Annotated in this window: 14 protein-coding genes; 7 read left to right on the top strand and 7 right to left on the bottom strand. The window is 39.4% G+C overall.

Translation table 11 applies throughout. The features are described 5' to 3' along the window. The first annotated feature begins 16 nt into the window (after positions 1-16). A complete protein-coding gene (menH, locus tag AACU33_RS04860) occupies positions 17-826 on the top strand; it encodes a 2-succinyl-6-hydroxy-2,4-cyclohexadiene-1-carboxylate synthase (RefSeq protein ID WP_096587297.1) in 810 nt (269 codons plus the stop codon). Positions 827-908: 82 nt separating this feature from the next. Here the strand turns inward: menH and AACU33_RS04855 are convergent, their stop codons facing one another. From AACU33_RS04855 to AACU33_RS04840, 4 genes are all read right to left on the bottom strand, one after another. Further along, complete coding sequence (locus AACU33_RS04855) at positions 909-1,358, bottom strand: SRPBCC family protein (RefSeq protein WP_096587296.1); 450 nt, start codon at positions 1,356-1,358, stop codon at positions 909-911. Positions 1,359-1,377: 19 nt separating this feature from the next. Further along, complete coding sequence (locus tag AACU33_RS04850; RefSeq protein WP_096587295.1) at positions 1,378-1,566, bottom strand: CPXCG motif-containing cysteine-rich protein; 189 nt, start codon at positions 1,564-1,566, stop codon at positions 1,378-1,380. Between the two features lie 11 nt (positions 1,567-1,577). Continuing rightward, the gene (locus AACU33_RS04845) at positions 1,578-3,224 is read right to left on the bottom strand and encodes a B12-binding domain-containing radical SAM protein (protein WP_096587294.1); all 1,647 of its coding nucleotides are present in this window, start codon (positions 3,222-3,224) and stop codon (positions 1,578-1,580) included. Between the two features lie 91 nt (positions 3,225-3,315). Beyond that, on the bottom strand, positions 3,316-3,570 hold the full coding sequence (locus tag AACU33_RS04840; RefSeq protein WP_096587293.1) for a SemiSWEET transporter: 255 nt from the start codon (positions 3,568-3,570) through the stop codon (positions 3,316-3,318). A gap of 283 nt (positions 3,571-3,853) precedes the next feature. Between AACU33_RS04840 and AACU33_RS04835 the strand changes: the two genes are divergently transcribed. Beyond that, the gene (locus tag AACU33_RS04835; protein ID WP_096587292.1) at positions 3,854-4,606 is read left to right on the top strand and encodes a Swt1 family HEPN domain-containing protein; all 753 of its coding nucleotides are present in this window, start codon (positions 3,854-3,856) and stop codon (positions 4,604-4,606) included. A 57-nt stretch (positions 4,607-4,663) separates the two neighbouring features. Here the strand turns inward: AACU33_RS04835 and aroC are convergent, their stop codons facing one another. After that, positions 4,664-5,752: a chorismate synthase gene (gene aroC, locus AACU33_RS04830; protein WP_096587291.1), complete on the bottom strand. Its 1,089-nt coding sequence runs from the start codon at positions 5,750-5,752 to the stop codon at positions 4,664-4,666. A gap of 501 nt (positions 5,753-6,253) precedes the next feature. Between aroC and AACU33_RS04825 the strand changes: the two genes are divergently transcribed. Next, on the top strand, positions 6,254-6,793 hold the full coding sequence (locus AACU33_RS04825; protein ID WP_096587290.1) for a GAF domain-containing protein: 540 nt from the start codon (positions 6,254-6,256) through the stop codon (positions 6,791-6,793). 24 nt (positions 6,794-6,817) lie between these two features. Beyond that, entirely contained in the window at positions 6,818-7,204 is a 387-nt protein-coding gene (locus AACU33_RS04820) for a VOC family protein (RefSeq protein ID WP_096587289.1), read from the top strand. 23 nt (positions 7,205-7,227) lie between these two features. Here AACU33_RS04820 and AACU33_RS04815 read toward each other — a convergent pair whose 3' ends face one another. After that, the gene (locus AACU33_RS04815; protein WP_339375768.1) at positions 7,228-7,650 is read right to left on the bottom strand and encodes an EamA family transporter; all 423 of its coding nucleotides are present in this window, start codon (positions 7,648-7,650) and stop codon (positions 7,228-7,230) included. Positions 7,651-7,839: 189 nt separating this feature from the next. On the opposite strand from AACU33_RS04815, the gene AACU33_RS04810 reads away from it, so the two are divergent. From AACU33_RS04810 to AACU33_RS04800, 3 genes are all read left to right on the top strand, one after another. Beyond that, positions 7,840-9,063 (top strand): class I SAM-dependent methyltransferase, encoded by a 1,224-nt coding sequence (locus tag AACU33_RS04810; protein ID WP_096587288.1) that lies wholly within the window; start codon positions 7,840-7,842, stop codon positions 9,061-9,063. Positions 9,064-9,408: 345 nt separating this feature from the next. Further along, entirely contained in the window at positions 9,409-10,287 is an 879-nt protein-coding gene (locus tag AACU33_RS04805; RefSeq protein WP_096587287.1) for an NAD(P)-dependent oxidoreductase, read from the top strand. A gap of 95 nt (positions 10,288-10,382) precedes the next feature. Then, a complete protein-coding gene (locus AACU33_RS04800; RefSeq protein WP_096587286.1) occupies positions 10,383-11,102 on the top strand; it encodes a Uma2 family endonuclease in 720 nt (239 codons plus the stop codon). A gap of 34 nt (positions 11,103-11,136) precedes the next feature. On the opposite strand, the gene AACU33_RS04795 is transcribed toward AACU33_RS04800, so the two are convergent. After that, positions 11,137-12,609 carry an NACHT domain-containing protein gene (locus AACU33_RS04795; RefSeq protein ID WP_096587285.1) on the bottom strand — a complete coding sequence of 491 codons (1,473 nt, stop codon included), beginning with the start codon at positions 12,607-12,609 and terminating at the stop codon, positions 11,137-11,139. Positions 12,610-12,714 lie beyond the last annotated feature (105 nt).

Raw genomic sequence — 12,714 nt, 5'->3', positions numbered from 1 at the left:
TGAAGATGAATAGAATATGTCTCTGGCTAACTATAAATTTAATTACTCTTTAATTAGCAATCCCAATAAACCACTAATTCTTTTTTTGCACGGCTTCATGGGTAACATTGATGAATTTAATGAAGCCATACAACTCTTATCTGATGAATTTTCTTATTTAACTATTGACCTTCCCGGACATGGCAAAACTCAAGTTTTGGGTAGTGATGACTGCTATACAATGCCAAACACTGCTCAGGCTTTAATTAACTTATTAAATGAGTTGCAAATTAATAAATGCTTTTTAGTTGGTTATTCAATGGGAGGTAGATTAGCCTTGTACCTCACTTTGCATTTTCCGGAGCGTTTTTCTAAAGTTGTATTAGAATCAGCTTCCCCAGGTTTAGCAACTGAAGCAGAACGATTAGAAAGAATTAAACGTGATTCTCAAATAGGTAGAAAATTAATTAGAAGCGTTGAAAAAAGTGATTTTGCAGCTTTTCTAGCAAATTGGTATGATCAACCAATTTTTGGCGATATCAAAAATCATCCACAATACAACTTTATGGTAGAGAGTAGGTTACAAAATCAACCTATAGAATTAGATAAATCTTTACGTTTTATGGGTATTGGAACTCAACCTTCTTTGTGGGAGAAACTGCCAGAAAATAAGATTCCTTTGCTGCTACTTGCTGGAGAATACGATCGAAAATTTATAGAGATTAATCAAAAAATGGCAGATATATGTGAATTTGCCCAGTTAGAAATAATTCAGAATGCTGCACATAATATTCACTTTGAAAAAACACAAGAATTTGTACGTAATGTCAGAATATTTTTAGATTAAAATGCAATTTATTTTTAACTTTCAGTGTTAAATTGTAGGGTGCGTTACGCTAAAGCGATAACACACCCTACAATTTAATTCCCTATAAATTTTCGCACTCTCTTTTTGTTACATAATGACGATAGCGAAACATAGCTTCTAGTTGTGCTTGCACTAACCAACCACTGAAAAATTCAACTGTTTCTCCACCAGGCAAAGAAAAGGAAATATCATCAATCAGTCTAGTTTTACCATTTTCAGGTTCTAATTCATGCCTGTGTATCCAAGACTCAAAAGGCCCTGATATTTGTTCATCAACAAACAAGCGATTTTTTTCACATTGAGTATGGCGTGCTAACCAAGTCAAAGGTAAGGGGCCAAGAAAAAGCCGAAATTCTGTAATAGCACCGACCTCCAACCCTCCCTCACGGCGCATAACTTTGACTGGTTGCCAAGGTGGAGTTAGCATTTGTAAAATATCTGTTCTTTCGTGAAATCTCCACACTACTTCTGGTGGTGCATTAATTACAGAGGTATGTTTAAAGTGCAGCATGGAAGCAAAAACCTAAAATTCAGCCTTCGTATTCGGTATCAATTTCAATATCTAGAGTGTCTTCATCCACCCTTACATACAAAATATTTGGGTTACAGCAAACTTGACAATCTTCAACATAAGATTGCTGTCCGCCAGCACTCAAATCAACAAAGGTTAAGTTTGGTTCACCGCAATAAGCGCAGTAATACTCAGCTGTTGTTTGCATTAATTTGTACGCTATGAATTTAATGGCTGAAGTTCTTTTACGGATGAGTCAAAATTACTCGTAGCATCAGCCAAGTGTTTCAGTAGTGTAGACTGTGGTAGAGGCCCTTGCAAGTGATTCCAAGGTAATATTTGCTCTGTTGACCAATTAGCATGGACGTAGAAATCTAAGTCAGGGATTTGACCTTTTAGCTGTTTAAAAGCACGTTTGTAACTGCCTAAGGAATCGCCAAAGTTACGGGTAAGTTCTAGCAGGTGAGATAGTCTGCGATCGCCTCTTGATAACAAAGCTTGAATGATAGACCAATTATAGCTTTCTGGGCGAAATTCTATCCCTTGGGGTTTTAGCTGTTTTTGTAACATCTGCAACCGCTTTTCAGACTGCTTATTCACACCAAAATATTGAAATGGTGTGTGTGCTTTAGGTACAAAGGTGCTACATCCTAGCGTTAACCGCAGTCCAGACGCAGCTTTTTTGACGCTACGCATCATTGCTACAGTTTGTTCTAAATCTTCTGGTTCCTCGCCAGGAATTCCCACCATTCCGTAGAGTTTCAAACTTGTTAAGCCACCAGCTTTGGCGTTAACTGCGGCTTGGATGATTTCGTCATTATGCAGCTTTTTGTTGATGATGCGGCGTAATTTTTCAGAACCACTTTCTACCGCAATAGTAAGCGATCGCGTGTCTCGTTTCGCTAAAGTTTGTGCTAGCTGCACTGTAACTGTATTGGTGCGAACTGAAGCAATGCTGAGACGGACATCATCATATTGCGGCTGACTAATATAATCCAGCAGCGCCTCAAACTCTGGATGCTGAGTTACGGAAGCACCTAATAACCCTAATCGCTTTGTAACTTGTAAGCCTCTTTCAATAGCAGGAATTAACGAACCTTCCAGACTTGCGGTTCTAAATGGCAATGTGAGATAACTAGCCAAACAGAAGCGACACATTTCTGGACAACTGCGCACCACTTCCACCATGTAGATATTTTCCCATGCTGCCTTTTCGGTAACGACGGTGGATGCAGAGAGGATATTTCCCCGATAAGTCTGTTTTTGCACTATTGCGGGAATTTCTGAGGAAATTGGTTGAATTGACTTGACAGCACCATCTAACGCCTCATATTCCACTTCATACAAACTGGGAACATAAATTCCTGGTACTTGTGCAAGTGCTTGAAGTTGAGTTTGTCGAGAAGCGTTCCTAACTTCTTTATACTTCTCGATGAAATCTCCTAGCAGGTTTTCTCCATCCCCTAGCAAAATGACATCAAAAAAATCTGCGAAAGGTTCGGGGTTAGCGGTGAGAACCGGGCCACCACCAAAAATTATTGGATGATTATCTTTGCGGAAAGATGCGCGAATGGGAATTTCTAAAGATTCCAGCAAATTTAAGATATTCACATAATCTAGTTCCCAAGAAATCGAAAATCCCACAATTTCTGGCTTTCTCGGAAGCGGTTCGTGAATATCAGTGAACAGGCGGCTTACCTGCACATCATCTCGCATTGCCAAATTTGCCCACACCACCTGATATCCCAGGCTAGTGATTCCCACGCTGTACTCATTGGGAAAGGCGAAAATCACCGGGATAGCGTCGGTGTTGGGGGTAGTGGGGGTGAATAACAGGCGTTCAGCAGAAAATACAGATGATGTCACAGGCGATCGCTTGGGGGTGTTTATAATAATGCGGGTAAATAGAATTGGCGTAGGCTGACTTTGTTTGTTTAGCCAAGGCAGTGTGGCAGGGTTATCTATATTTAATTTTAAGCGATAGAATTATCAGGTTAAAAAATAATGACACGCTATTAGCAAGAATAATGGGTAAAGCTTGCAGATAAATGCCATATATTAACCATAAAAATAAACCACTACTAAATGTAATCAGCATGACATAAGAAACATCCTTAGCTGACTTTGTTCGCCATGTTTGAAACATTTGTGGTAAGAAGGCAATGGTGGTTAAGGTAGCTGCTATTAGTCCTAAGATTGTAATAAAATCCATGTTTATTTAGATTAAGTTGCATATCATAATATATAGCCATTCTATCTGAGTTTTGGAAATTACTTTTTTAAAAAAAGAACTAACCCAAATTATAAGATAATCAAATCTCACGGCTAAACAAGTATTTCCATCCGTTGAATAGTGACTAATATAAAATTTAATTTTATAGTAATGAAAAAATTAAATTTTATTCTAGATCCATAACATCCTTTTACTTGGTAAAAATATTTACATCTTGTTTATATAGATAATATAATATTAATTATCCATTTGCTTAAGGCTTATGAAATATAAACGAGAAATTATAGAAGCATTATTGTCTGGTTTATCTAGCATGGAGGAGTTTTATGACTCTCCAGATGTTATTTATCGGCACTTTTCAAATTGGATAAACAGTGTTAGAGAAATACTTACTGGTGCTGACATGAATGATGAATTAAATAGTTGGAATAAAGCATTAAATGGTACAAATTATTCAGATGATGGCTCTTTGTGGGTAGCCATGTCAATTGCAAAAGCTACGCTTATAGGTATTCTTAATAAACTAGAAACTACTGAAATATTCAATACACCTTATATTAATAATGAAGATGTATTAAGTGCCTATAGAATGTCTAATTTATATGTAATTCTCCATTGCTACGAAAATTCGGTTCGTTGCTTTATTGAAAAAATACTCTCAAAGGAACTTGGAGATAATTGGTGGAAAATAGTTGCAAATACAAAAATGTTAGAGAAAGTAGAAAGAGTCAAAAATAAAGAAATAAAAAACAAATGGGTTTCCCCAAGAGGAGGTAGTTCACCTCTTTATTGTATTGATTGGGGCGATTTGGCGACATTGATTAGAAATAATCGAGAATTATTCCTACCTTATATTGGAGACATTCATTTTATTGACAATAGATTTGCACAACTAGAGGATTTGCGAAATATTGTTGCTCACCACGGAATTTTACCATCTGAAGATGATTTTCAAAGAGTGTTTATTTCTTTCAGAGATTGGTGCCGTCAAATAGGACAGCATAAAAATTTGTAAGAAGATGCCTAAAAAATCAAAATGTTATGATGAACATAATAATAGTAAATAGACATCCTACAACACTTTACACTGCCCATGATTCCGTAATAAATGGTCGCACAACACCAAAGCAACCATCGCCTCAACCATCGGAACAGCACGGGGTAACACACAAGGATCGTGTCTTCCTTTGGCTGCTAATAGGGTTTCTTCACCTTCACGAGTTACGGTTTTTTGCTCTTTTCTAATCGTCGCTGTCGGCTTAAACGCAACTCGTAAAATAATATTTTCGCCGTTAGAAATTCCTCCTTGAATCCCACCTGAACGGTTAGTTACAGTGCGAATTTCGCCTTGTTCATCAATATAAAATTCGTCGTTATGTTCAATTCCTGTTAATAGCGTCCCCGCAAAACCTGAACCAATTTCAAAACCTTTGCTAGCAGGGAGAGACATTACAGCTTTAGCAATATCTGCTTCCAATTTATCGAATACTGGTTCGCCTAAACCCTTGGGTACATTCCGCGCTACGCATTCGACTACGCCGCCAATAGAGTCACCTTGTCTACCAATTTGCTCAATTAATTCAATCATACGTTCTGCCGATTCCGCATCGGGACAGCGAACGATGTTGCTTTCAACTTGTTCTAGGGTGACAGTGTTGGGATCGATAACGCCTTCTAGGTCTTTGATGCGCTTGACGTAACCAATAATTTCCACATTGGCGACTTGACGAAGAATTTTTTTGGCGATCGCACCTGCTGCTACTCGTCCAATTGTCTCACGTGCAGAGGATCTACCTCCACCTTGCCAATTGCGAATGCCATATTTAGCATCGTAAGTGGCGTCAGCGTGCGATGGACGATACTTCTGCGCCATTTCGTCGTAATCTTGGGGACGGGTGTCTTTGTTCCGTACCAAAATTGCGATTGGTGTTCCTAAAGTTTTGCCTTCAAAGACTCCAGATAATATCTCGCAGGTATCAGCTTCTTTGCGAGGTGTCGTAATCTTACTTTGTCCTGGCCGCCTTCTATCTAGTTCTACTTGAATTTCCTCAGCAGAAATTTCCAGTCGCGGCGGACAACCATCAATCACAACTCCCACGCCACCGCCGTGAGATTCTCCAAAAGTAGTAATACGAAATAGATGACCAAAAGTGTTGCCCATGATGTTGAGGAAATAGACCAGGCTTATGTATTTTACCTGCTGGTGTGACAAAAGGCCGAGCCAAACACCGTAAATCTCGTTTGTGGCGGTGTAGGCGTAGCCTGTTGTAGAAATCGCTTGAGCAATAACTCAACGCATCTCCAGAATACCGATTTCCTCTAAGCAGTTTCCGCAACCTAGGAACTGGGGTAGAAATTCATTTTGTACATATTATTTTACAAAAATTTATATATTGTTATTTAACTATTTAAAATTTATTTCCTTGAAACTTAGGCATCAGCGATCTCTGACTTGACTGAAGATATTTATTGATAAAAAATAAATTTATTCAAAGAAAAAGCCAAAACTTTTAATTTTTACTTTGGGATTGACTTCAAGCTGGAAATATTATTCTTATCAATCAAAATCCAAATCTAAATTCAGTATCTTTTTTTAGTAGTAGAAGTTTGATAAGTTACTATAGAAAACTGAAAGTATTTACCCAGTTGTCATTTTAGACCTGTGCAAATTCATTCCTATTCCGAATATGACCCCAGCGCACAAAGCAATTATCAGATGGGTTTACAGAGGGTACTTGACCGTCTGTCCATCACCATGCGCCGGAATACATTAGTTCGACAAACGATCGACCACCTTAGAGAGTCACTTCAAGTCGATCGCGTAGTTTTATATTACTTTTACGGAGAATGGGAGGGGCAAGTAACCTTTGAATCTGTAATCTCTAGTGAATACTCAATCTTTGGTTCTACGGGGGCTGATAATTGTTTTAACCAAGAGTATGCCAGTTTGTATTTAGCAGGAAGAGTAAGAGCGATCGCGGATATTGAATCAGAACCTATACACGATTGTCATCGTGAATTTCTCCGCAGTTTGCAGGTTCGCGCCAATCTAGTAGTACCGGTTGTCATACCTAGGGGATTATGGGGATTGTTAATAGCTCATCAGTGCCAAGCACCTCACTTCTGGTCGCCATCAGATATTGAACAGATGCAAACAGGGGCGAAAACGATGGCTACAGCCCCTTGTATTCTAGATAGTTAACTAAAGTCAAGTTGAGCAAAAGCTATGAAATTTGGTTATACAATTATCTGGGTAGATGATGTTGTTAAGACCGTTGAGTTTTACGAAAAAGCATTTGGCCTTGTTCGTCGTACAATCCGAGAGCAAAATCAAATTGTCTGGGCAGAAATGGAAACTGGAGACACTACCTTAGCTTTTTCCTCTACTAATGAAGCGCAAACATTATTTCCTAGTGGTTTCCATGCTAACGATCCCATACAACCACCTTCATTAATTCAAATATCATTTATTACACCTGATGTTGCTACTGCCTACATGAAAGCATTAGGTGCAGGGGCAAAAACGTTAGATGCGCCAAAACGTCAGCCTTGGGGACAGATGATTGCTCGTGTCCGCGATATTAATGGTGTGTTGGTATCATTAGTGAGTTAGTAGGTTTTATTGCTAAGAAATTACTACTCCCAGGAACATAGTAACAACGCTGCGATCGCTAATAAAATACCAATACCTTGTCTCAAAGTTATCGGCTCTTTAAGAATTACAAATGCTAAGAGGACTGTGATAGCTGGATATAAGGAAGTTAGAGGTATGACAATTGTTGCAGAAGCTTGACTGATAGCCACGAAAAAACATAGTGTGGCTAAAGTTCCACTAATACCAACTAGAACTGCGTATAAGATACCACGAATATTTCCTTGCCATTGAAAGCCATTAGTCGAAATTAATAATAGGCTCACGAGGATAGCACCGCTGACTTCGTAGACTAAAGCAAGTTTTGGGTCAATATAGTTTGTGGCCAGTTTGCTGAATAATCCCCACAAACCATATAAAAATAATGAAAATATTGTGTGCAGGAGCCAATTTGTTACTGAAATCATTTTGACTTTTGAAGTGCTGATTTAATGATACATGTTCACACTCATCTAAACTTTCTCAAAATTAAGTATTAAAAATTTGCTAATTAATTTAAACAAGGGTATTTAGATATCGATAAAACAAAGCAGACTGTACTCTAACCCGGTTTTTAATTATGAATACAGAATTAGTAATTAAATTGATAATTATTTATGGATTCTAATCCAGTGTTGTATAAACTCATAACCGATCGCATTGCTACAAGTCCCCAACAGCGCATCACTTTTGCTGAATATATGGACATGGTTTTATATCACCCCGAACATGGTTACTATTCCAGCAATGCAGTCAAGCTTGGGTTTGAAGGTGGTGATTTTTTTACATCTGTTCACCTTGGAGATGACTTTGGTGAATTACTAGCAGAACAGTTTTTTCAGATGTGGGAGATTTTAGGAAAACCTGTGAAGTTTTCTTTGGTAGAAATGGGAGCAGGTCAAGGACTGTTAGCATCTTATATCCTCAAGTACTGTCAGCAGCACTACCCAGATTTTTTTGCTGTTTTAGAATATCTAATTGTTGAGAAATCCCCATCTCTGAGACAAGAACAGCAGCAACGCTTACAAGATTTTCCGGTGCGTTGGTGCAGTCTAGAGGAAATACCATCCAATTCCATTACAGGTTGTTTTTTTTCTAATGAATTGGTGGATGCTTTGCCAGTACATCAGTTTATTTTAGAAGCAGGGGAAGTGCAAGAGATTTATGTGACAACGGGAGATGTGGGAGACAAGGAGGACAAGGGAGACAAGGGGGACAAGGAGGAATCTCTCCCCACACCTGTGCCAGCATTTGTAGAAGTTACAGGAGAACTTTCTAACCCTAGGTTGGCTGAATATTTTGATTTAGTGGAAATTGATTTTTCCCAAAATGGTTATACAGATGGCTACCGTAGTGAAATTAATTTAGCTGCTCTAGACTGGTTGAGTATAGTGACAGACCGCTTGCAGCGTGGCTACGTGTTAACAATTGATTATGGCTACCCTGCCAGTCGTTACTATAACCCCAGGCGATCGCAAGGAACCTTGAAATGCTATTATCACCATCGCCATCATGACAACCCTTATGTCAACATCGGCAAGCAAGATATTACAGCCCATGTGGATTTTACTGCTTTAGAACGATGGGGCGATCGCTGCGGTTTAGATAAAGTAGGTTTTACCCAGCAGGGATTATTTTTGATGGCCTTGGGCTTGGGAAGTCGCATTGCAGCCCTTTCCTACCAAGAACAATCAATTTCGCAACTATTGCGGCGACGAGAGTCACTACACGAACTGATTAACCCTTTAGGGCTAGGCGGCTTTGGCGTTTTAGTTCAAAGCAAAGGCTTAAAGGAAAAAGAACTGTCTCAACCGCTAAAAGGCTTAACTGTGCCAGAGTAAAAGTAGGCGAAAAGTTAAAACTCTATTAATGCTGCATTAGTCTCAGTTGACTAAGGTAATACTGTTACAGCGATCGCAAAAACATCAGGAAACGAAAAATTATGAGTACCCACGACCTATTAGTACTAGTTACCCTACTCACCCCAGGTATTTTACTGTCAGTTGTAATCTTGGCAACTTTTGCCGCAGGTGGCTAATTACCACCCCCGCAAACCAGTATTTGAGTTACCAGTTAACAGCCATCACTGTTAACTGGTAACTGTTGACTGATAACTATTAACTGATAATAGAAACGCGATGTCTACAATAAGGCCTCGCCTACGCTGTACCAAAGGAACGTAAACAATGAAGGTGGCATTTCTGGGAACTGGACTGATGGGACTACCAATGGCGCAAAGGCTATTGGCAGCAAACATAGAGTTAGTTGCCTACAACCGCACCCCAGAAAAATTAGCACCACTACAAGCAGCTGGTGCAGAAATCGCAACGCATCCCCGCTATGCAATTCGCGCTGCTGATTGCATCATCCTCATGCTGACAAATGCTGCGGCTATTTATAGCGTGTTGCTTTCAGATACTTCCTGGCGAACTCTCTCAGGACGCACCGTTATCCAAATGGGGACAATTACCCCCACAGAAAGCCAAGAAATTCGAGATGCAGTAGCAGCTGCTGGTGGGGAGTATCTAGAAGCACCAGTTTTAGGGAGTATTCCTGAAGCACAAACTGGCAAACTAATTGTCATGGTAGGCGCTCGCGAAGATCAATTTCAGCGCTACTTTAATTTACTTCAAAATTTTGGCCCAGAACCTCGATTAATCGGGCCTGTAGGTGCGGCAGCTTCCGTCAAGCTAGCACTTAATCAACTCATAGCTTCTCTAACCACTAGCTTTGCTCTCAGTCTGGCTTTTGTTCAGCGTCAGGGTATTGACGTAGAAGCATTTATGGAAATTCTGCGTGAAAGTGTACTTTACGCCCCTACCTTTGATAAAAAGCTATCACGAATGTTGGATGGCAATTTTGCAAATCCGAATTTTCCCACCAAGCACTTATTGAAAGATACAGACTTATTTATCAATGAAGCGAAAGCGGCTGATTTAGATGTTAGCAGTATCAAAGGTGTCAGGCAAATCTTGCAATCAGCGATCAAGATGTCCTTCGCTAATGATGATTACTCATCAGTATTTTATGCCATTAAAGCTTGGGAAGAAGGACGATGGGAATAAAGTTAATAAAGTTAAATGCGTAGGAGCTTCTGCTTATTGTCGGCAGACATTGCCTAAAATCAAACTATTGGGCAAATGACCATAATTAACGATCTATGGTAAAGTCTAAACCCTATCAAGCTCTACCAACCAGTGCTGAACTACCCTGTTCAGACGATACACCTGTGGATAACGTAGACCAAAGGGCTTGGCGAAGCCTAGATCAGAATTTTATTCCCAACTTATTGCTGTTTATCTTAGAGTCGATTTGGGCAAACAGAAATGACTGGTTTTTCGGCGTAGATATGGGTATTTACCATACAACAGGAATCAGTCATCTAGTACCAGTAGTTCCTGATGGTTTTTTGAGTTTAGGAGTGCAACGACGTAAAGCAGATAAATCACGCTTCAGTTATGTGGTGTGGAAAGAAGAAAACATTGTACCCAAGTTTGTTTTGGAAGTAGTTTCTAAAACTCCTGGTGATGAATATGATACTAAGCTGAATATCTATGCTAAATTGGGTGTCCTCTACTACGTTATCTACAATCCGCAGTATTGGCGACGAGACCAACATCAACCATTTGAAGTGTATCAGTTGATTAATGGAGAATATCAACTACAAATAGGCGAACCATTTTGGATGTCAGAAATTGGATTGGGAATTGGGCGATCGCGCTACACATCTGGCACAATTCAACGTAAGGTACTGTATTGGTATGATGAAAATGGTACTGGCTACTCAACCTCTGACGAAGTTGCTCAAACTGAACGCCAACAAAAAGAACGATTAGCAGCCAAGGTTAGAGAATTGGGAATCGATCCAGATAATATTTGATGATAGTGCCGCTTAAAGTAAAGGCAGAAGGAAATTAAAACTCTATTTTGTGTTTACCAGCCAAGTATTCCTGAAAAGTAATATGAGCAAAAGAGTAAATACCTTTTGTTCTCTCTACCAGTAACCCAGTTTGAACTTGAATACACTTGAGAATTGCTTCACTATCTATTTCTAAATTTTTATTGCTTTTATGTAAGCTCATAATGTATTGGCTAATCTGGCTTTCAATAGCTTTTTGCTGGAATAAATACTCACCTCGCTGCCAATATTTTCTGGCAATTTCACTCAGTAATTCTTCTATTTGTTGCTGAGAAAGTTGCTGATAAATTCCATATCGTTGAATCTGAAGCTGGTCGATAAAGATATCCAATGCTTGTTGATAAATTTCTGATTTCCAATCAAAATCTGCTATTTGTTCAAATACTAAACATAAAAATGTCACCAATAAAGGATTAGTAACGAATTCTTGTAACGATTGATTTTCTTCTAATTTCCGTAAAAAATCTTCTGCTTTGTTCGCTTCTCGATCCTGAAACCACTTGCTTACAAATTCAGTAATCTGTTGAGTATCAAAATCGGCAATTTCTACTTCTGTGAATTGTTCAAAAATATAATTCTGTGCCGCAACTCGGCAGGTAATCACAAAGGAATTGGCATAAAATCGGGTTGTAAACCAGTTAATTTCCTGCAAAATTCGGACAAAATCAGCTTCCCTGACTTGATCTAACCCATCTAATAACACTATTGTTTGTCCTTGACTGAGCAGGGTGAGTGCTGCATTTGGCACAACCCCACAATCTTCAAATTGTTGTGTAATATACTCTAGTAGGTTTGGTTGCTCTCTAGCCTCTGCAAAGTCCTTGAGATTAAGAAAAATCGGGACGCGATCGCTTCTATACTCACCTAAATTACACTGAATCGCTAACCACTTTAAAAATATAGTCTTGCCTGTTCCTGGTCTGCCTAAAATTATCAATTTGTCGCAATCTTCTACGGCTTCCAAGGCGGGATAACGCGGTTGTTGAAGAATACCCAAGTTAAAACAGTTCCACTTGTTAGGGTCAAAATCCCGTACTATCTCCTCAATATCCAGTCGCCTGCGTCCAGCTACCCGTTCCCAAATATGGACGTGAGTGTAGATAGTATCCAGCCTTCTTGGCCGTTCCATATCTAGCACCCGCATCACGCCACAACGCCTTTGAATGCTGTCGTGGACTTGTTCGCGGACACTCTGCACTAAACTCGGAATTTGGCTAACGCTAGCTGGCTGTTCCACCTCCGGAAAGGATGAGGAGACGATAATCTCTTCCCAATTCAGGTTGAGCTTTTCGCAAATAGTCACGAAAATGTAGCGGTCAACTGGTTTGCCTTGAAAAAACTTAGTAACAGGCTGACGACTAATACCGAGTTCTCCAGCTAACCCCTGCTGTGTCAAGGAATTACGGATTAAGGCCGCTTCGGCTTTACTAATTCCCTTGGCTGATGCTTGAAGCGATCGCCTAGTCATTACCTCTATCTAAAATTATTTTGTAATTTATATAGCTACTTTAGCAAAAACTCATACATATCTCATGCAAAAGTCATACCCAAATCACTCCCAAGAATGATTGTA

The organism is Calothrix sp. NIES-2098, assembly GCF_963875125.1.
Lineage (GTDB): Bacteria > Cyanobacteriota > Cyanobacteriia > Cyanobacteriales > Nostocaceae > Aulosira.
Note: the sequence above shows the minus strand (reverse complement) of the source record. Positions and strands in the feature narration are given on the sequence as shown.

Bases quoted from the DNA above. Each gene is read 5' to 3' on its own strand.
- menH (WP_096587297.1), top strand. From the start codon at position 17: ATGTCTCTGGCTAACTATAAATTTAATTACTCTTTAATTAGCAATCCC.
- AACU33_RS04855 (WP_096587296.1), bottom strand. From the start codon at position 1,358: ATGCTGCACTTTAAACATACCTCTGTAATTAATGCACCACCAGAAGTA.
- AACU33_RS04850 (WP_096587295.1), bottom strand. From the start codon at position 1,566: ATGCAAACAACAGCTGAGTATTACTGCGCTTATTGCGGTGAACCAAAC.
- AACU33_RS04840 (WP_096587293.1), bottom strand. From the start codon at position 3,570: ATGGATTTTATTACAATCTTAGGACTAATAGCAGCTACCTTAACCACC.
- AACU33_RS04835 (WP_096587292.1), top strand. From the start codon at position 3,854: ATGAAATATAAACGAGAAATTATAGAAGCATTATTGTCTGGTTTATCT.
- aroC (WP_096587291.1), bottom strand. From the start codon at position 5,752: ATGGGCAACACTTTTGGTCATCTATTTCGTATTACTACTTTTGGAGAA.
- AACU33_RS04820 (WP_096587289.1), top strand. From the start codon at position 6,818: ATGAAATTTGGTTATACAATTATCTGGGTAGATGATGTTGTTAAGACC.
- AACU33_RS04815 (WP_339375768.1), bottom strand. From the start codon at position 7,650: ATGATTTCAGTAACAAATTGGCTCCTGCACACAATATTTTCATTATTT.
- AACU33_RS04810 (WP_096587288.1), top strand. From the start codon at position 7,840: ATGGATTCTAATCCAGTGTTGTATAAACTCATAACCGATCGCATTGCT.
- AACU33_RS04805 (WP_096587287.1), top strand. From the start codon at position 9,409: ATGAAGGTGGCATTTCTGGGAACTGGACTGATGGGACTACCAATGGCG.
- AACU33_RS04800 (WP_096587286.1), top strand. From the start codon at position 10,383: ATGGTAAAGTCTAAACCCTATCAAGCTCTACCAACCAGTGCTGAACTA.
- AACU33_RS04795 (WP_096587285.1), bottom strand. From the start codon at position 12,609: ATGACTAGGCGATCGCTTCAAGCATCAGCCAAGGGAATTAGTAAAGCC.